We start from the raw sequence: 18,843 nt of genomic DNA, 5'->3' as shown, positions 1-18,843 counted from the left end.
TTATGAAACTCTCCGAACTCCTCAGAAAGGCGAAACGTGTCGTCGTCTGCGGAATAGGGAACGAGGTTAGGGGTGACGATGCATTCGGCGTCCTCGTTGCCGAGAGGCTGAAGGAGCTGGTGAGCAATCCAAACGTTCTCATCCTCAACTGCGGGGAGGTTCCGGAGAGCTATACAGGGAAGATAACAAAATTCGAGCCGGATCTGGTGGTCTTCGTTGATGCAGTTGACTTCGGCGGGGAGCACGGTGAAGTCATACTCGCCGACCCAGAGGGAACGCTCGGAGAGGCGGTCTCGACCCACAGCCTGCCGCTCAAGGTTCTGGTGGGCTACCTGAAGACGCGCCTCAACGCGGAGTTCGTCCTCGTCGGTTGCCAGCCGGCCGTTCTGGGCCTCTTCCAGAAGCCAAGCGAGGTTGTGGTTGAAAGGGCCGAGGTTCTCGCAAAATCCATGGCCGGTGTTCTCAATGAAACTGAGGGTTAGGGAAGCCACAATCTGGGACTGCCGGAGAATAGTGGGCATATACCTCTCCAACTCGCCCTGGAAGGACTCGCCCTACGAGACATACCTTCAAGTCGGCCCCTGGGGGCTGGAGGAGACCTGTGCGATCCACCTGAACAACCTCAAACTTGCTGGCGGAATAGCGCTCGTGGCTGAGCTGAACGGAAAGATAGCCGGCGAGACCGAGGTGTTCATAAGCGATGAAGTCTGGGACGGGGAGCTCGTAAAAACCGCACACCTCAGCGTCATCGAAGTAGCACGGTGGTATCAGGGAAAAGGCGTCGGAAGGGCCCTGCTGGAGCGCGTGGTGGAGCTGGCAAAGGAGAAGGGTTGCGATCTCCTCACGGTGACCCCCGAGAAGAAGGCCCTCGGGTTCTACAGAAAGCTTGGATTTAACAGAACAGTCTACCAAGGGATTATCGCAGACATCTCAACGGACACCGGGAGGAGGGCTCCTACTGCTGCCGAACTGATCCCCGACTGGGACGACCTGAGAGGGCTGCCCCTCAGCCTGGGGCAGTTTCAGAGCTCCTACAACCACTGGTTCTCAGAGTTCGTTGACAGGATCGCCGATGTGGACGGGAGGGTTCACTTCGAGAGCGGGAGCATTGAGGGAGGCTTTTACGTTCTTGAGGGCAGCTTCTTCGATAGACAGACAGCAACGGCCTATTTCTGGGGGGAGGACGGCCTGGAGGGTCTGAGAAAGCTCGCGACCCTTGCGAGGAGCAGGGGCTTCAAAACCCTCAGAACGAGCCTCAGCAGAAAGCTGGTAAGCGGAAGGCTGGAGTTCGGCATAACACCCCTGGATGAGGTTATCATACTAGCGAAGTCACTTTGAGTCCCCCACGAGCTTTCTGAGGTCGCTCCGGCGATTAACGTTGAAGAAGCTCTCCCTCCACGAAGGGGGCAACTTCTCCACATTCAAATAGCATACGTCGGCAAAGCGTATCGCACCGTTCAGCGAGTAGTCCCCATCGCGTATCCTGCCCTTGAGAACCCGGCGGAACGCCTTTGAGTATATCGCATGGAGGGGTTCAAGGTATCCGTTGGTCCAGCGGGGAACGCAGACGAGCTTTTCACTCCCCCGGAATTCCCGGATCATTCGGTCAACGAACTCCGGGACGATAAGCGGCATGTCCCCCGCGACGACGAACGAATCACCGACGCCCAATGCGGTATAAACTCCACCCATAGGTCCAATAGAGAGTTCGTCAACCACCACCTCGTAGCCGAGGCTTCTGAGCCTCCCGGCGTTGTCGGGAGATGCCACGATAACGACTTCCTTGATAAGCGACGCCGACTCAATTCTCTCAAGGGCGTACGAAATAAGCGGCCTTCCACCTATCCTGAAGAGGAGCTTGTCGCCTCCGAAGCGCTTACTCCTACCCCCTGCAAGAACCGCACCGAGCATGATATCCATTGGACTCCGGGCTTTTAGGGTTGACGGTTGAAAACCAGAGGTTTAAAAAATCCCTAAAAAGGCCTGTGAGAACTAATCACAGGTGAGAGAAAATGTGCCTAGCGATTCCAGGAAGGATAATCGAAATCACAGGAAAAACCGCAGTTGTAGACTTTGGAGGAGTGAGGAGGGAGGTTCGCCTCGATCTGCTCCCTGAGGTGGGGGTCGGGGACTACGTCATAGTTCACACGGGTTTCGCAATAGAGAGGCTCGACGAGGAAAGGGCACTGGAGATACTCGAGGCATGGGCCGAAGTGGAGAGAGCCCTGGAGGGATGAACGTGACTGACGTCCTGAACGCCTTCAAGGACAGGGAGCTGGCCCAGAAGGTCGTGAGGAAGATACGTGAGGAGGCGAAGGGCCTCGATGAGCTCCGGTTCATGCACGTCTGCGGAACGCACGAAGACACTGTAACCCGCTCCGGGATACGCTCCCTCCTTCCGGAGAACGTCAAGATAGTCAGCGGGCCGGGCTGTCCTGTCTGTATAACTCCGGTCGAGGACATCGTCAAGATGCGCGAGATTATGAAGGAGGCCTACGCGGAGGGAGAGAGGATAATCCTGACCACCTTTGGCGACATGTACAAAATACCAACTCCCCTCGGGAGCTTCGCGGATTTGAGGGGCGAGGGTTACGACGTGCGCGTTGTTTACTCAATATTTGACACCTACAAGATAGCCAAAGAGAACCCGGAGAGAACCGTCGTCCACTTCAGTCCCGGCTTTGAGACGACAACGGCTCCCGCCGCTGGAATGCTGAACGCCGTCGTTGAAGAAGGCCTAGAGAACTTCAAGATATACTCCGTCCACCGCCTAACTCCCCCGGCCGTTGAGGCCCTCGTGAAGGCCGGAACGCGCTTCCACGGACTCATAGACCCTGGTCACGTCTCAACGATAATCGGCGTAAGGGGCTGGGAGTACATAACGACCGACTACGGCATACCGCAGGTCATAGCGGGCTTTGAACCGGTGGACATGCTGATGGCTATTCTGCTCCTCATACGGATGGTTAAGAACGGCGAGGTCAGGATACTCAACGAGTACACGAGGGTTGTCAAGTACGAGGGCAACGTAACGGCTCAGAGGCTCATCGAGAAGTTCTTCGAAGTCAAGGACGCCAGGTGGCGCGCCCTCGGGACCATACCCGAAAGCGGACTTGAGCTTAGGAAGGAGTGGAAGGAGCTGGAGATAAGGACGTACTACGATCCGGAGGTTCCGGAGCTTCCAGACCTCGAAAAGGGCTGCATCTGCGGCGCCATCCTTCGCGGTCTGGCGCTACCCCCACAGTGCCCGCACTTCGGCAAGACCTGCACGCCGAGGAGTCCAATAGGGCCGTGCATGGTCTCCTACGAGGGAACATGCAGCATCTTCTACAAGTACGGAGCTTTGTTCTGACACCAAAGGTTGAAAACTCCTCTCCGGTTTTTAACTTTTGGTTTTAGAAACCTATAAAGGCCCGAATTACGAAGAAGAAACCGGTGAGAGGAATGAAAGCTTACAGGCTTCACGTTCAGGGCATCGTTCAGGCCGTCGGATTCCGGCCCTTCGTCTACAGGATAGCCCACGAGCACAGCCTGAGGGGCTACGTCAAGAACCTCGGCGATGCCGGCGTTGAGATCGTCGTTGAGGGCAGGGAGGAGGACATAGAGTCTTTTCTGCGAGACCTCAGGGAGAAGCTTCCCCCACTCGCGCGGATAGAGACGATAAAGAAGAAGGAGCTCCCCCCACAGGGCTTCGACCGCTTTTACATCGAGAAGAGCTCCCAGGGCGGAGAAGGTGGGGATTCAATAATCCCACCGGACATAGCGATATGTGACGACTGTCTGAGAGAGCTATTTGACCCGACCGACAAGCGCTACATGTACCCATTCATAGTCTGCACCAACTGCGGACCCAGGTTTACAATCATCGAAGACCTCCCCTACGATAGAATCAACACGACGATGAGAGAGTTTCCGATGTGCGGCTACTGCGAGGGTGAATATAAAGACCCACTCAACAGACGCTATCATGCCGAACCCGTCTGCTGTCCAGTCTGCGGGCCGAGTTACCGCCTCTACACGAACGACGGGGAGGAAATCATTGGAGACCCGCTGAAGAGGGCGGCGGAGCTGATAGATAGGGGATACATCGTCGCCATCAAGGGGATAGGCGGGATCCACCTTGCCTGTGACGCCGCCAACGAGGAGGCAGTCGCGGAGCTGAGACGGAGAACCCACAGGCCGCAGAAGCCCTTCGCGATAATGGCGAAGGACGTCGAAACGGTTGAGGAGTTCGCCTTTTTAAGCAGGGAAGAACTTGAGGAGCTGACCTCCTACAGGAGACCGATAATAACCCTCCGCAAGAAGGAGCCGTTTCCCCTGCCTGAAAACCTCGCACCGGGACTGCACACCATAGGCGTCATGCTCCCCTACGCGGGAACTCATTACATACTCTTCCACTGGAGCAAAAGCAAAGTCTACGTGATGACCTCGGCCAACTACCCGGGCATGCCCATGGTGAAGGACAACGACCGGGCCTTCGAGGAGTTAAAGGACGTTGCCGACTACTTCCTCCTCCACAACAGGGAGATACTCAACCGCGCGGATGACAGCGTCATCAGGTTCGTCAACGGGAGGAGAGCGGTGATAAGGCGCTCCCGCGGCTTCGTGCCGCTGCCCATAGAGATTCCCTTCAGCTACCGTGGCTTGGCAGTGGGAGCCGAGCTTCTCAACGCCTTTGGCGTTGCTAAAAACGGGAAAGTCTACCCAAGCCAGTACATCGGGAACACCTCGAAGATCGAAGTCCTTGAGTTCATGGAGAAGGCCATAGAACACTTCAAGAGAATTCTCCGCGTGAACGAGTTCGACCTCATTATAGCCGACCTTCACCCGAGCTACAACACCACTAAACTCGCCATGGAGATGGCAAACGAGCTAAACGTGGAGTTCCTCCAGGTGCAGCACCACTACGCACACATAGCGAGCGTTTTGGCCGAGAGGAAGCTGGACGAGATGATAGGTATAGCCGTTGACGGCGTCGGCTACGGGACGGACGGCCACACCTGGGGAGGAGAGGTTCTCTACCTGAGCTACGAGGATGTTGAAAGATTGGCCCACATAGACTACTACCCGCTCCCAGGTGGCGATTTGGCCAGCTACTACCCGCTGAGGGCCCTGATGGGAATCCTGAGCAAGGTCTATAGCATAGATGAGCTCGAGGGGATAATAGGGGGGTGCTGCCCGAAGGCCATCGAGGGCCTCCGCTATGGAAAGGTAGAGTTCAACGTCGTGCTGACCCAGCTGGCGAAGGAGGTCAACACGAGCTACGCATCCTCAACCGGTAGGGTCCTCGACGCCCTCTCGGTTCTCCTCAACGTGGCGTACAGAAGGCACTACGAGGGCGAGCCGGCAATGAAGCTGGAAAGCTTCGCGATGCGCGGCAAGAACGACCTGAAGTTTGAGGTTCCGGTGGAGGGAGAGCTGATAAAGGTTGAGGAGCTATTCTCGCAGGCACTCGACGTCATTGACACCGCCAGTCCCGCGGACATAGCCTACTCGGCACACCTCGCCCTTGGAAGGGCCTTCGCTGAAACAGCTGTGGAGAGGGCAAGAGAGTTCGGTGTCAAGAACGTCGGAATAAGCGGCGGCGTTGCCTACAACGAGCTCATAGTCAAGACCGCCAGGAAAATAGTAGAGGCCGCTGGCCTGAAGTTCCACACAACACACGAGGTCCCGCGCGGCGACAACGGAATAAACGTCGGCCAGGCCTTCCTCGGAGGGCTTTACCTTGAGGGCTACCTGACGAGGGAGGATTTGATGCTGTGAGATAAGGATTTAACTAAAAAACACAACTGTGTAAATGGGTGTGGTTGATGCCGGTAATCCAGAGAGACGAGCTGGAAAAGATCCTCCGTGAGGTTAAGGAAAAGCTGGAGGAAATCCTCGGAGATGACCTGGTGGAGGTCATACTCTTCGGCTCGTACGCGAGGGGAGAAGCAAGGGAAGACAGCGACGTTGACGTTCTCGTGGTGGTGAGGAGAAAGCTAACGCTCAAAGAGCACGATAAGCTAACCGAAGTAACGGATAGATACGTTCTGGAGAGGGGAATCGTCGTCTCGCTGATCGTATATCCTCTCAGCAGGAAAATGAAATATGATCCTTTGATTCAAAACGTCCAGGCGGAGGGCATCAAGGTATGAAGCAATACAAGGAAATCTTGAAAAAGGCCCAGGAAAGCCTTGAAGCGGCTAAAATTCTGCTGAAGAGGGGGTTCTATGGATTCGCACTATCGAGGGCATACTACACAATGTTCTACTGCTCGGAGGCCCTCCTCCTGACAAAAGGCATCAGCGTCTCAAAGCATTCTGCCCTAATAGCGCTCTTCGGGAGAGAGTTTATTAAAACAGGTGAGGTTCCTCATAAGTTTTTCACACACCTGCGAACTGCATTCAACCTCAGGCAGACGGCGGATTACTCTTTTGTGGTGGATATAACCGAGGAAGAGGCGCGCGAGAACATAAGGCGCGCCGAAGAGTTCCTCGCATTCACGAAAGAATACCTCTCATCCAAGGGCTTTCTGGAGGAATGAGTATGGTGGAGAAGATAAAGCTAGAACACGGAGCGGGCGGGGAAATAATGGAGGAGCTCCTGAGGGACGTCATACTCAAAAATCTCAGCCTGAAATCTGCCGGTGGAATCGGACTTGACCAGCTCGACGATGGTGCAACTATACCCTTCGGCAATAAGCACCTCGTCTTTACAATAGACGGCCACACAGTCAGGCCCCTATTCTTCCCCGGCGGAGACATCGGAAGATTAGCCGTCAGCGGAACCGTGAACGACTTGGCGGTAATGGGCGCGAAGCCCCTCGCCCTGGCCAACTCCATGATAATCGGCGAAGGCTTCGACGGCGAAGACCTGAAGAGAATCCTGAACTCGATGGACGAAACTGCAAGGGAAGTCCCCGTTCCAATCGTCACCGGCGACACCAAAGTTGTTGAGGACGGGATAGGAATCTTCGTCATAACAGCGGGGATTGGAATAGCCGAGAGGCCGATAAGCGACGCCGGAGCGAAGGTCGGCGACTTGGTTTTAATCAGCGGAACGGTAGGCGACCATGGCATCGCCTTAATGAGCCACAGGGAGGGAATAGCCTTCGAGACACAGCTGGAAAGCGACGTGGCTCCAATCTGGGAGGTGGTTGAGGGGGTTGCCAAAGCCATTGGCTGGGAGAACATCCATGCAATGAAAGACCCCACGAGGGGCGGGCTCAGCAATGCGCTCAACGAGATGGCGAGAAAGGCCAACGTGGGAATACTCATAAGGGAAGCCGATGTGCCGGTCAGGCCGGAAGTCAGGGCAGCGAGCGACATGCTGGGCATAAGCCCCTTCGACGTTGCCAACGAGGGCAAGGTCGTGATTATTGTTGCCAGAGAGCACGCGGAAGAGGCACTGGAGGCCATGAGGGGCACAGAAAAAGGGAAGAACGCGGCGATAATCGGCGAGGTCATAGGAGACTACAGGGGCAAGGTTCTGGTCGAGACCGGCATAGGCGGAAAACGCTTTTTGGAGCCTCCAGCAGGAGACCCTGTTCCGAGGGTCTGCTGAGCCCTTTTCCCGATTCCCACTTTTGTCCTTAACCTTCGGTTTAGGAAAGCCGTATAAGGCCCTTTTTCCAATTTCGAACCGGTGAGAGTATGATAATAGCAAAACCCTGTGTAACCATGAAGGGCATCGTCATAAGCGGCTACTCCTGGGAGCGCCAGGTAAAGATAGACCTCACGAGAACAGCCCAGTGCTTGAAGGAGAAGGGTTACACCGTGAAGAAGCTCCTGCCCGGAATGATGCTGATTCTTGAGATCGACGACTACGAAACGAGCGTCTATCCCAGCGGCAAGATAATAATCAAGCTCCTAGAGGACGCAAAGAAGGGTGAGGAGCTCGCTCGAATCATATACGACTGCGCTGGAGTTCTGGAGGTGATTTCATGAGGATTCCGGAGGATGTTAGAAAGGACATCCCGCTGACAGGGGAAGTCATATACTTCGACAACACGGCCACTTCGCTCACGCCGAGGCCGGTTGTGGAGGCGATGGACGAGTACTATCTTAGATACCGCGCCAACGTCCACAGGGGGATACACAGGCTCTCCCAGATGGCGACCCACAGGTACGAGGAGAGCAGGAAAATCGTTGCGGATTTCCTCAATGCGCGCTTTGAAGAGATCGTCTTCACCAAGAACACGAGCGAGAGTTTAAACCTCGTCGCCCTCGGCCTTGAGCACCTCTTCAAGCCCGGAGACAAGATAGTGACGACTCCCTACGAGCACCACTCAGATTTACTCCCCTGGCAGAGGCTGGCTAAAAAGCTCGGACTAAGGCTTGAGTTCATTGAAGGAGACAACGAGGGCAACCTGGATTTGAGCGACGCTGAGAGGAAGATTAAAGGTGCAAAGCTCGTTGCCGTTCAGCACGTTTCCAACGCCCTGGGCGTTATCCATGAGGTTGAGGAGCTCGGGAAGATGGCAAAGGAAGAGGGGACCATCTTTGTGGTTGACGCCGCCCAGAGTGCCGGCCACATGGAAGTGGACGTGAAGAAGCTCCACGCGGACTTTCTTGCCTTCTCGGGCCACAAGGGGCCGATGGGACCGACGGGAATTGGAGTCCTCTACATCAACGAGGAGTTCTTCGATACCTTTGAACCTCCATTGATAGGTGGGGGAACGATAGAGGACGTTGAGCTCGACTCCTATAAGCTGACCGGACCGCCGGAGAGGTTCGAAGCGGGAACCCCAAACATAGGCGGTGCGATAGGCCTCGCCGCCGGAATAAGGTACATCGAGCGGATCGGGATAGACAAGATTGAAAGGCAGGAGCATAAACTCGTCAAGCGCATAACCAAGGGGCTCGATGAACTCGAAATTCCCTGGTACGGGCCGAGAGACCTGAAGAAGCACGCCGGTGTGGTGAGCTTCAACGTTCCTCCGCTTCACCCTCACGACGTTGCAGCAATACTCGACGAGAACAATATAATGGTTCGTTCCGGCCATCACTGCGCGTTACCGGTGATGAAGAAGCTCGGAATAAACGGCACGGTGAGGGCCTCGTTCCACGTCTACAACAGCATTGAGGAGGTCGAGACTTTCCTCGGCGTCATGGAGGAGCTGGTGAGGAGCCTGAAGTGATTTCCCTCTTTTCCTTTTGAAAGACTGCCGTTCAAGAAAAGGTAAATCAGCGGGGTAGCTCCCCCCACTCCACGTTTATCGTCTCCGGAGTGCGGTAGATAAAGGCCGCCTCTCCCTTGTGGACGTGCTTCCTCATCGGGCCGGGTGGAACTCCGTTCGTCTCGTAGATAACGCTCTGAGTGTCAGGGTCGTGGTAGAGAACCAAGCTCGGGCCAGCCAAGTTCATTATCGAGTCTATCGCGTACTGAGTTGCGAGGACCGTCACCCTCGCCCTTATGGGCCTCGTTATTAACGGTATGGCGGCACCACCGGCTGTTGTGTAGGCCAAAACGGCCGCATCGTTGACACCTATCATGGTGTTCCTCCTGTGTCTAATCACCGCGCTCACAACCAGAAAAGCTATACCAGCCATTGTTATGCTGTAGGTCTCCCCCAGCTCCACCAGGATGTTCTTTCCGAACTCAGGAGGCTTTCCAGAGTAGAATGCCTCGTCCAGGGGCGTGTAGCTTTCCCTGATAACCTCGGCGTACTTTCCGTCCGACTTCATGGCCTCTGGAACGCTCCTCACCTTCCCGGCAAGGAAGTCAGCGTAGAGCCTCTCCGTCAGGGTTCTGTCCAACCCATAGACGGTCTGGACTATCGTTGCCGCGGTGTAGCCGTCCAAAAGGCCCTTCCTCGCAAGGGCTATCGGGTCAAGGCCCGTTCCCTCGCCGTCCTTCACCCGGATGATGGTGTCAAACCCATCCTCCGGAAAGTCCCCCTCAGTGTCGAAGATAACGGTCCCGTAATCAATCTCCCGGTATCTATCCACCAGGTACTTAAGGGCCTTTCCCGGCCATTCGTCCATTCCGAAAACCTTGAGAGTCCTGCCATGGTAAACGGGGTCGTAGAACGTGTCCTCCCCCTCCCTCTCAAAGAGCCTAACCGCTATACGGCTGTACTTCATACGGTTCACCGACTGAAAATAGGGAAAGGTCCTATAAACGACTTCTGGTTTGGCTTAGATTACCCTCACCATACGCTCCATCCAGGGGCTGACGCGGACGCGGATGTAGCCGCGCAGCTTGTCATCAACCTCCTTATTTCCTGTGTAAACCCTGACAAAGCCATTCCTGAGCTTGGAAGGCGTCGCCACGACGATTATGTTCTCCTTCGGAATCCTCCTAAGGACTTCCGCCGAGAACTGCTGGTTTCCCCTACCGAAGAGAAATCCAAGGCCCCCGATTACGGTTACAACTACCCTTGTGTTCTCCCCCGCGAACCTCAGCAGGTCTTTCTCCGCGGCGTCTTTAACGAGGAGCCTGGCCTCACCGTTCTTAATCTCGACGATGTCAACGCCCAGGAGAGTTCCGTTTATCCCAAGCAGATCTTTGAGCTTCTTGAGGGTCGAGCCAGCGCCGAGGAAATATATCCCATCCTCAAGCTCCTCGGCCAGGGCCTCTATTATGGCATCCACATCCTCGGCCTCGTCCGTCTTCGTGGGCTCCTTCGCACCCTGAAGGAGGAGCTCGGCGTAGGGGGTCTGGGCCTTTCCATAGTGCTTCGGCCTCACCTCGTCGTGCCTGAAGGCGTTCTCGTCCAAGTCCATGACGTCCCGCTCCACCAGCTCGGCGTTCCCTTTGAGGAACTCGGCGACGAGCCTTGCCGCGTCCTCTGGGGATGCCGCAAAGACTCCAGAAAACATCTTAACGCCCGTCGGAACGCCGAGTATTGGAACCTTTCTCCCGGCGACGCTGAAAACGTCCCTCGCGGTTCCGTCGCCGCCGGCAAAGACTATCAGCTCAACCTGGTCGAGCATTCTCTTCACAAGTTCCTTCGTGTCCTCGCTATCCGTATCCGGAATCCTAACGCCGAGGACTTCGCGGTAACGTACATCCCTGTGTCTGATGACCTCGTAGGGGAAATCGAACTCCGCCAGAACCTCTTCCCCCAAACCATCGGGGCCGGTTAAAAACTCGACCCCCCTTCCCTCCGCGTAGTTGTTCAGCTCGTGGAGGAAAAGCCTCGCAACGTCAGCCGCGATGGGCTTTGCACCCCTCTGTATCGCCTCCTCAACGACACCGTCAGTACCTTTGAGCGCCACTCTGCCTCCCATTCCCGCTATGGGGTTGATTATGAGCCCTATCCTCATGGTATCACCTCATGTACTTCCTCGCGAACACCGTCAGGAAGACCGCCCACATGAACATGCCAAAGAGGGCCTCGACCGACGCTATAACCCTGCCGACGCCTATCGGATGGTAGTCGCCGTAGCCGAGGGTTGTGGCGGTAACAACGCTGAAGTACTCGTAGTCCAGGAAGCTCAGCGCTCCGGAGAGTCCCTCAACGCTTCTGGTCAGGTAAAAGAGAACCGGGAAGAAGACGTTTACCGCACCGAGCCATATGAGTATGGGCCTCTTCCAGTCGGTACCGTACTTGCAGGTCAAATCCGCGAAGAGCCACTCAAAGACGGATTCCATCCTCATGAAGAGCCTTTTGATTCCCTTTCTCCTGCCGCTCAGCCGGGAGTTCCTCTTGGCCACCATCTCCAGGTAGTAGTAGCGGTCGGCCCTCTCAAAGTCCCCGTTCCGCTCCCAGCTTATTCTTGCCAGACGGTAGAGAACCTCCGCCGCGCGGTGGCTGTTGAACTTACAGTCCTCGACTTCAACGAAGCCTTCAACGCTGAGTTCCACCGGGATGTTGGGCAGAACCGTGGAGTTCCAGGCAAAGTCGCCGTGGAAAGATACCTTCCGGAATATCAGGTTGCCCATGACCCTCGTATGCACGAACTCGGGATTCCTGAGCCAGCTTCCCAGGATCTCGGCGTGGCCGAAGACGTTGAGGTTCTCAAGGACGAGGTTGCCGTGGAACCGCCTTATGCTGAGCCTGACCTGTCTCTTGAAGCGCGCCGACTGGTCGAAGTCTATGTCCCGGAGAACAAGGGCTGTGGCCTTAACGGCCCTCTCACGCGATTCAGATGGCTTTACCCCATGCTCCTCAAGGATTTTCCGCAGAAGGGGATAACGGACGTTTATTCCAATCCTGCGGACTTCGTTCAGGCCGCTCAGCTCTATCCTTCCAGTGGCGGTTCTTTTTTCTCCGTACTCCCTCTCCCCCTCAGCCCCCTTGCCGATGTACTCGGTCGAGTTTATCATGACGTAGCGAACGCTCGAATTCCTGATGTAGACCGAGTTGGAGAACCCGACACGGAGCAGGTTCAGGCCGAAAACCCTTGAATCGTGAACCGTGAATGTCCCCAGCCTGCTCTCAAAGACGACCAGCCTTCCCACCGTGGAGTTGTAGACGGTTACACCCGGCACGTTAAGGCCGTCGAAGAGCACCGTCCTGATCTGCGAGTTTTTAAAGACTATCGGCTTCTCGGCCTTGAAATCGCTTATTTTGACATCGTAAAGGTAGACTCCCTCAAAATAGGTCTGGCCGGCCTTGAGCCTTTTGAGAAAGGTCTCCTCCTTCACCCTCTTTATTTCATCCCCCAAGAGCTTCTCGCCTTCGTCGTAGGGGATATGCAGTGGACAGTAGGCGGAGCCTTCGATGGGCTTCAGTCTGCACCTCTGCCCGTTCTCGTAGGTGTACTCGCACATGGCTCTCCCCGGTAAACTAGTTTCCCAAATAATTAAGGTTTTCTCCTGCTCGGTAGGGCGCGCATGTAGAAGCGCCTTCCCCCGTATTCGAGTTTGATCAGCTTTCCGTCCCTGAGGAGTCTCTCCACCACGTCCCAGTCGGCTCCGGCTTTTCTCAGAAGCTCCCTAACCGCTTCTTCCCTCATCGGGTGAACTGCCGTAATGCTCAGCAGGTCCTCCTCGACGTTCCCGGTTGAGGCAAAGGCATTCCCCTCGTAGCCTATGAGGTACTCGACTCTCCCACTGAGCCTCTCCGAGAACAGCTGGTAGGCGAGGTGTATCGTCTCCTCCGAAGGGGGTTCCACCCATGGCTCGGCAGGAGGCCTGGTGGGAATGGCTATGTAGGCTTTCTCCGGTTTGAGCTCACCCAGGAAGTCGGCGATCTTTTCAAGCTCCCCGCCGTAATCAACGTTTACCAGCATGGTCTCGGTGATGAGCCTTCCCCCGAAACCTTCCGCGAAGGCCAGCATGCCGTCGAGGATTTTCTCAAGCGAGAGGCTCTTGTGGGGTCTGTCAATTCTTCTCCAGAGGGGCTCGCTGACCGCGTCGAGCTTCAGGGAGACAAAGTCGAACTCAAACAGGTCTTCCCTGACGTCTTCCCTCCAGATCAGGGACGAGTTCGTGAGTATCGCCAAGGGTATTCCGAGGGTTTTCAGCATCTCAACCTCTCTGGACAGGTTCACGTCGAGCGTCGGCTCCCCGTCGGGAACGAATGTGATGTAGTCTATCCTCTCCCCGGCAGCTTCAGCCTCCTCGACCTTCTTCGACACCTCCTCAAATACCAGTTCTGGCTCGTAAAAAGCCCTCCTCTCAACCTCCATCTTTAACGTTCTGCCTATCTGACAGTAAAGACAGGCGTAGGAGCAGACCTTGTCGGGTATGTTGTTTATCCCAAGACTCTTACCGAGTCTCCTCGACGGAACCGGACCGAAGGCTATCATATCACCACCGGAATTAGGTTAACCTAAAAGCGTATAAGGTTTGCCCAACCCAAACGGAAGGTTAAAATTGGAGCGGTACCAGATTAATCAAGACGGAAAGCGGGGTGTTTCCATGCTGCTGGCTAAGCTCAAGAAAAAGACCCTGGGGCTCATCGATGAAGATTTCAAGCTCCTAGACTTCTCCTTCGGCCTGCCCTACACCTACGTGCTGATTGAGGGGAAGCTGGGAAAAGCCCTCGGCGTTGCCATGACCCTCCCCGAGGAGATAGGGAGGTTCGACAACTCCATAGAGGAGCCCACGCTTGAGGCGTTCATTGAACGGGCCGACAGCCTAAACATCATCGAGCGAACCATTGGTTTAGCCGCGATAAACGCGGTTTCGCAGTACTACATCGACCTCGGCAGTGCAAAGTGGATCGACGCCGTGGAACTTCTTGAGAAGGACATCGAGAAGGTAGCGGTCATCGGAAACATGCCGCCGATAGTCAGAAATCTCAGGGAGAGGGGCTTCAAGCTCTACGTCTTCGAGAGAAACCCGAAGCTCTGGGACAGGGAAACGCTGAGCGATTCCCTGGAGTACTGGCTCCTGCCGGAGGTTGAGGCGGTTATAGCGAGTGCCTCATGCATGCTCAATGGAACCATTGACATGCTTTTAGAGAGGTCAAAGAACGCCAAGATTTTTCTCCTGACCGGTCCCACTGGACAGGTTCTCCCGGAGTTCCTCCAGGGCACCGGGGTAACACACGTTGGAGCCATGAAGGTCATGAATGTTGAAAGGGCGATACTTCACCTGAAGCTCGGACGCTTCAGGGGCTTCTCCGACGAGAGCAGAAAGTACGTTCTCGAAGTTTGAGGTTCCATTTCTTCCATCCCCACTACATGGCCATTTTTGGACTTTGAAGTATCACTAACGTCACGAATCTTTTTAAACCAAACTGGCCTCCCGGAGGCCTCAAGGTGAGAAAAATGAGTCAGAGAGTTGCCATCGCGGTGAGGAACGCATCGGTAGCAAACCGCTACCGCTACATCCCCAAGATGCCGGGGTGGTTCTACTCCTTCGTGCCCTTCAAAGTAGCCACGGGTGGAAGCTCCGCCCTGGTGAGCCTCTACCTCCTGGAACTCGGGGGAAACGCCTCAACCGTTGGAATTGCCTTTGCCCTTGCGAGTTTGGCTTCAATGCTCGGCGCACTGTTCTGGGGAAGGCTGAGCGACAAAACGCTGAGAAGAAAGCCGTTCATACTCCTTGGCTTTGCCAGCGTTCCGCTCTTCCTCACGGCGATGGCCTTTGTGAAGACCCCCGCCCAGCTCATCGTGGTAAACACGGTATACGCATTTTTCCTCGCCTCTACTCTATCGGTCCCCATAGCGCTTGTTTTAAGGAGCGTCAGGAAGCACAGCTGGGACCACGCCATTGGAAAGTTCAACGAGATAAGCGGCTGGGGGTGGGTTCTCGGACTGGTTCTCGGTTTCGGCCTATCGGGGTCCCTGAGCATACCACAGCTGTTCATGGCATTCGCAATCCTGGGCTTGCCATCGGTCTTCATGGGGAAGCGGATGATACGGGAGGCTCCGATATACATCAACAGGCAAGCTATTAGAGCGTTCGGGAACTACGTCGTTGAAAAGGCCAGATACATGCCGTCCTTCATCTTGCACACCAACTTCAGCCTTCCCGATGGCTTAGGGAGGTTCTACGTAGCCTTCCTGCTCTTCTGGATAGCGGCTGGACTCTACTTCCCTCAGATGCCGGTGCTCCTTACGAGTGAGGGCTACACGAGAGAAGTCGTGTACCTGGCGCTCATAGCAAACTCCGCGGTCTCAGCGATGAACTACACCCGTGTCGGGGCCGCAATGGGGAGAATAAAGGAAGGGGTCCTGAGAAAGGGACTGCTCCTCCGTGCCGGAGCCTTCGCTACGATGATTCTCGGAACCCTAATCGCTCCAGCGCTGCTTCCACTGGCCTTTGCCTCCTACATCCTGGCGGGCTACTCATGGGCTTTCATCGGGGTCTCTTCCACCGCAATAGTGAGTGAAAAGGCTGGAGAAAAGAAGAAGGGCAGCGCAATGGGGACCTACAACGTCGTGGGCTCAGCCGGATACATCACGGGCAGCGCCATAAGCGGGGCACTCATATCATCGGCGGGATTTGGTGCGGCGTTTGGCCTCGGGCTTGTCCTGATCGGGGGGAGCATCGCCCTGCTGAAAAAGTAAGAGAAGTCAGAACTTGAGAACCCTGGCAAGGACTATGAGCGGGTCCCAGACAGGGGCGAAGGGCGGCGCGTAAGCTAAGTCAGTGAAGAAAACGTCCTTGGTAGTAAAGCCGGCAGTTAGCATTGCAGCAGCGGTGTCTATTCTGGGCAGTATCTCTGCACCTACAGCTTGGACGCCGAGGAGTTTATTGGTCTCGTTATCAACGACGCCCTTCAGCCATATCGGTCTTGAGCCTGGGTAGTAGTGCGGCCTAGTGCCTGCTTTTATGAAGGCCGTTCTGACATCGTAGCCCTCCCTTATCGCCTCGGTCTCCGTCAGACCAGTCTTGCCTATTTCCACGTCGAAGAACTTCGTTACGCTCGTTCCAAGAACCCCTGGGAAGTGAAGCTCTTTGCCCGCTATGTTGCTTCCGGCGACGTAGCCCATCTTGTTTCCGGCCGGGGCGAGGGGAATCCAGATGCGCCTTCCGGTTATGAGGTGCCTCGTCTCGGCGACGTCTCCAGCAGCATAGACGTTCTCGACACTGGTTTCCATCTTCTCGTTTGTCCATATCGCGCCGGTCTCACCCATCCTAACGCCGAGCTCCCTGGCCAGCTCGACGTTGGGCCTTATGCCAGTCGCGAGGATAACGAGGTCGGCTTTGTACTCCCCGGCGTCGGTGATAACCCTTTCGACCCGTTCCTTACCCTCTATCCTCAGGACTATCTCCTGGGGGTGGAGGTTGATCCTCCGCCTCATCTCCTCCTCAAGGACATCGGTGACTTCCTTATCGAAGGCCTTGGCCATGACCCTCTCGTTCCTCTCAATGAGGGTGACTTCCTTTCCCTGGGCGGAGAATGCTTCCGCCATCTCAACGCCGATGTAGCCCCCACCTATTATGACGACGTTTTCAACGCTGTTTTTCTCCATGTAATCTCTTATCGCCACTGCATCCGGGGGCAGATCGGCAGTAAAGACGCCGGGCAAATCAACGCCCTCCACCGCGGGAACCCTCGGCGATGCACCGTTGGCGAAGACGAGGTAGTCCCACTCGTAGGTGTGTTCCCCATTTTCCTCGCGAACTCGCACGGTGCCCTGACCGACCTCAACCACCTCCGCCTTCATGTGGAGGTCTATGCCGCGCTTCTTGATAAAGACCTCAGGGGGGTAATGCATCAGCTTTTCCTTTGGGGAGATACCCTCAACAACGTAGGGAACTCCACAGGGAGCGTGGCTGACCCACTCGGTAGCCTCGAAAACCTTGACGTCCCATTCAGGTTTGAGCCTCTTAACGCGCGAAGCCGCGCTCATTCCTGCAGCTCCACCGCCTATGATAACCACCGTCTTCCTCATGAGCATCACCAGGAAAGGTTCAAAACCTAAGGTTAAAAAGATTGGTGGGACAGAAACGGGTCATTCCTTTCTGCCGAGAAAGTACTTCCTGCCCTTGACCTCCACCATGCGGTAGACCTCGCCTTCTCTGAGCTCCATGGGAGGTCTTTCGAGTTCGTAGGTCTCGTAGGTCTCCATGTCCATGAGCTGGACCTCGGTCGGAGTTATACTGGTCACCATCGCCTCGCTCATTTCTCCCTCGACAACCTCCATACCCTCACGCTTAATCGTCTTCCAATCACGATATTCGCTTTCAAGAGTGGCCAGATTCCTCATACTCATGCCCTTGCCGTCAACCCGCTCGACCTCGTAGACGTTGCCGTGCCTGTCCGCTACGATATCCCCCCTCTGGAACTTTGGAATCCTCACGCTCACGCTGGTGCGGTAAACTTCTCTGCTCGTCTGCCTGTCAACGCCGACTAGCTCATAGGCCTCGCTTATCGTCCCACCAAAGCGCTCCCTTATTGCCTGTGCCAGCTTCCTTGCACTCGACGTTGAGCCCATATAGAAGTCCAAGCCCTCTTCCTTCTCTATTGTGTCCTGAATGAAGCCCATCCGGTCCCTGCGCATTATCTCGTCCACCTTCTCCTCGACGAGCTTCCCAATCGCCTTTCTCTCCTCATCGGTTAGTGGCCTGTCCTCGGCTCGAACCTGGAGTATCGCCTCGAAGTAGCCGCCGAGGAACTTGGAACAGCGCGGACAGACGGTCTGCCTTACATAGACTGTGACTTTTTTGGCCTCATCATGGAGTTCACGCTGGAGCTCGTGTATTCTGGCTTTGACCCGGACCTCATAGGTAATTATGGCTGGGAAGTACTCTATGTGCCAGTCGAGGGGCCGGAAGGCAACGAGGGCTCTTCCAATTGGAAGCTCCGTCGTCTCCTCAAGTTCATCGAAGTGAACTATCTCGAACTCTCTTATCCTCTCGTCCAGCGAATCCCCAATGGTCTCCAGCAGGGCGTTATCTGCAACCTCGAATATCAGCTCCTCGAGGTCGTAACTGTGGGGATCTACCCAAACACCCCTGCGCTTGTAGCTCCCACAGTTCTGGCAGAGCTCGGTATTTATCTCTCCCTCTATGAGCAGGACGGGGTTTTCTTTTCGGTAACATACCTGACAGAGACCATCTATCAGCGGTCCTCCCTCGCTCTCGCTTATCCCGCAGCGGTAACAGAATCTCTCGCTCATCTCTCTCACCGGAAGGTAGTGAGGAAGGAAGTTTAAAAACCTAATCTCAGAGAAAGAGCTTCGCCATCTGAGCGTGGGGAACCCCTTGAATCCTGAGTACCCTCGCCTCATCAATGTAACCGAGCTCTATTGCTTTTCCAACGCAACGCTCACCCGTAAGGTTGGCGATGGTTGCCTCTTCCAGCATGGCATCCAGAGCATCCTCGTCAACCAGCTCCCCCTTGTAAAAGCGCTCCTTCACTTCGAGCTTCAGCTCGCCTTCCCTGAAAGTTTTTCCGAGGAGCTCCTCATCGCAGGCAGCGAGGAGAACTTCCCCCTGAACGCGGTAGATTTTAACGTATATCATGGAGCGACACCGGAGGAGGAAACGCCTGAAGGTTTAAAAGTCTTG

General features: G+C 55.5%; 20 protein-coding genes. 12 read left to right on the top strand and 8 right to left on the bottom strand.

Annotation, left to right across the window (positions count from 1 at the left end):
- The first annotated feature begins 2 nt into the window (after positions 1-2).
- Both E3E25_RS02370 and E3E25_RS02365 read left to right on the top strand, forming a co-directional pair.
- Positions 3-482: a hydrogenase 3 maturation endopeptidase HyCI gene (locus tag E3E25_RS02370; protein WP_167891667.1), complete on the top strand. Its 480-nt coding sequence runs from the start codon at positions 3-5 to the stop codon at positions 480-482.
- Positions 466-1,338, top strand: a complete 873-nt coding sequence (locus E3E25_RS02365; protein ID WP_167891666.1) for a GNAT family N-acetyltransferase — start codon at positions 466-468, stop codon at positions 1,336-1,338. The genes E3E25_RS02370 and E3E25_RS02365 overlap by 17 nt, the downstream gene beginning before the upstream one ends.
- On the opposite strand, the gene mobA is transcribed toward E3E25_RS02365, so the two are convergent.
- Positions 1,330-1,911 carry a molybdenum cofactor guanylyltransferase MobA gene (gene mobA, locus E3E25_RS02360; protein WP_167892613.1) on the bottom strand — a complete coding sequence of 194 codons (582 nt, stop codon included), beginning with the start codon at positions 1,909-1,911 and terminating at the stop codon, positions 1,330-1,332. The two genes, E3E25_RS02365 and mobA, sit on opposite strands and share 9 nt — an antisense overlap.
- Before the next feature lie 101 nt (positions 1,912-2,012).
- Between mobA and E3E25_RS02355 the strand changes: the two genes are divergently transcribed.
- The 8 genes from E3E25_RS02355 to E3E25_RS02320 all read left to right on the top strand — a co-directional run bounded on the left by E3E25_RS02355 (position 2,013) and on the right by E3E25_RS02320 (position 9,121).
- Positions 2,013-2,237, top strand: coding sequence for a HypC/HybG/HupF family hydrogenase formation chaperone (locus E3E25_RS02355; protein ID WP_014012431.1), 225 nt, complete (start codon positions 2,013-2,015; stop codon positions 2,235-2,237).
- Entirely contained in the window at positions 2,234-3,352 is a 1,119-nt protein-coding gene (gene hypD, locus E3E25_RS02350; protein WP_167891665.1) for a hydrogenase formation protein HypD, read from the top strand. The genes E3E25_RS02355 and hypD overlap by 4 nt, the downstream gene beginning before the upstream one ends.
- A gap of 92 nt (positions 3,353-3,444) precedes the next feature.
- Positions 3,445-5,763 carry a carbamoyltransferase HypF gene (hypF, locus tag E3E25_RS02345; protein ID WP_167892612.1) on the top strand — a complete coding sequence of 773 codons (2,319 nt, stop codon included), beginning with the start codon at positions 3,445-3,447 and terminating at the stop codon, positions 5,761-5,763.
- A 47-nt stretch (positions 5,764-5,810) separates the two neighbouring features.
- Positions 5,811-6,137, top strand: coding sequence for a nucleotidyltransferase domain-containing protein (locus tag E3E25_RS02340; protein WP_167891664.1), 327 nt, complete (start codon positions 5,811-5,813; stop codon positions 6,135-6,137).
- Entirely contained in the window at positions 6,134-6,526 is a 393-nt protein-coding gene (locus E3E25_RS02335) for a HEPN domain-containing protein (RefSeq protein WP_167891663.1), read from the top strand. Before E3E25_RS02340 ends, E3E25_RS02335 begins: the two co-directional genes overlap by 4 nt.
- A gap of 2 nt (positions 6,527-6,528) precedes the next feature.
- Positions 6,529-7,545, top strand: coding sequence for a hydrogenase expression/formation protein HypE (hypE, locus tag E3E25_RS02330; protein WP_167891662.1), 1,017 nt, complete (start codon positions 6,529-6,531; stop codon positions 7,543-7,545).
- Between the two features lie 89 nt (positions 7,546-7,634).
- Positions 7,635-7,928 (top strand): hypothetical protein, encoded by a 294-nt coding sequence (locus E3E25_RS02325; protein WP_167891661.1) that lies wholly within the window; start codon positions 7,635-7,637, stop codon positions 7,926-7,928.
- Positions 7,925-9,121: an aminotransferase class V-fold PLP-dependent enzyme gene (locus E3E25_RS02320; protein WP_167891660.1), complete on the top strand. Its 1,197-nt coding sequence runs from the start codon at positions 7,925-7,927 to the stop codon at positions 9,119-9,121. The genes E3E25_RS02325 and E3E25_RS02320 overlap by 4 nt, the downstream gene beginning before the upstream one ends.
- 46 nt (positions 9,122-9,167) lie before the next feature.
- Here the strand turns inward: E3E25_RS02320 and E3E25_RS02315 are convergent, their stop codons facing one another.
- The 4 genes from E3E25_RS02315 to E3E25_RS02300 are packed head-to-tail and all read right to left on the bottom strand — an operon-like array spanning position 9,168 to position 13,682.
- The gene (locus E3E25_RS02315; RefSeq protein ID WP_167891659.1) at positions 9,168-10,067 is read right to left on the bottom strand and encodes a hypothetical protein; all 900 of its coding nucleotides are present in this window, start codon (positions 10,065-10,067) and stop codon (positions 9,168-9,170) included.
- A 54-nt stretch (positions 10,068-10,121) separates the two neighbouring features.
- Positions 10,122-11,252: an ATP-NAD kinase family protein gene (locus E3E25_RS02310; protein ID WP_167891658.1), complete on the bottom strand. Its 1,131-nt coding sequence runs from the start codon at positions 11,250-11,252 to the stop codon at positions 10,122-10,124.
- Positions 11,253-11,256: 4 nt separating this feature from the next.
- Positions 11,257-12,702, bottom strand: a complete 1,446-nt coding sequence (locus tag E3E25_RS02305) for a potassium channel family protein (RefSeq protein WP_167891657.1) — start codon at positions 12,700-12,702, stop codon at positions 11,257-11,259.
- A 32-nt stretch (positions 12,703-12,734) separates the two neighbouring features.
- Positions 12,735-13,682, bottom strand: coding sequence for a radical SAM protein (locus E3E25_RS02300; RefSeq protein ID WP_167891656.1), 948 nt, complete (start codon positions 13,680-13,682; stop codon positions 12,735-12,737).
- Positions 13,683-13,794: 112 nt separating this feature from the next.
- Here E3E25_RS02300 and E3E25_RS02295 point away from each other — a divergent pair, with 112 nt between their 5' ends.
- Positions 13,795-14,535 carry a Rossmann-like domain-containing protein gene (locus E3E25_RS02295; protein ID WP_167891655.1) on the top strand — a complete coding sequence of 247 codons (741 nt, stop codon included), beginning with the start codon at positions 13,795-13,797 and terminating at the stop codon, positions 14,533-14,535.
- Positions 14,536-14,648: 113 nt separating this feature from the next.
- Positions 14,649-15,893, top strand: a complete 1,245-nt coding sequence (locus tag E3E25_RS02290; protein WP_167891654.1) for an MFS transporter — start codon at positions 14,649-14,651, stop codon at positions 15,891-15,893.
- A gap of 6 nt (positions 15,894-15,899) precedes the next feature.
- Here E3E25_RS02290 and cdr read toward each other — a convergent pair whose 3' ends face one another.
- Genes cdr through E3E25_RS02275 form a run of 3 tightly spaced genes read right to left on the bottom strand, consistent with a single transcriptional unit; the run spans position 15,900 to position 18,798 of the window.
- Positions 15,900-17,225, bottom strand: coding sequence for a CoA-disulfide reductase (gene cdr / locus E3E25_RS02285; protein WP_167892611.1), 1,326 nt, complete (start codon positions 17,223-17,225; stop codon positions 15,900-15,902).
- A gap of 60 nt (positions 17,226-17,285) precedes the next feature.
- Positions 17,286-18,452: a 60S ribosomal export protein NMD3 gene (locus E3E25_RS02280; protein ID WP_167892610.1), complete on the bottom strand. Its 1,167-nt coding sequence runs from the start codon at positions 18,450-18,452 to the stop codon at positions 17,286-17,288.
- A gap of 46 nt (positions 18,453-18,498) precedes the next feature.
- Positions 18,499-18,798, bottom strand: coding sequence for a DUF424 domain-containing protein (locus E3E25_RS02275; protein WP_167891653.1), 300 nt, complete (start codon positions 18,796-18,798; stop codon positions 18,499-18,501).
- Positions 18,799-18,843: the final 45 nt, after the last annotated feature.

It is taken from the genome of Thermococcus sp. MAR1 (genome assembly GCF_012027305.1).
Lineage (GTDB): Archaea > Methanobacteriota_B > Thermococci > Thermococcales > Thermococcaceae > Thermococcus.
Note: the sequence above shows the minus strand (reverse complement) of the source record. Positions and strands in the feature narration are given on the sequence as shown.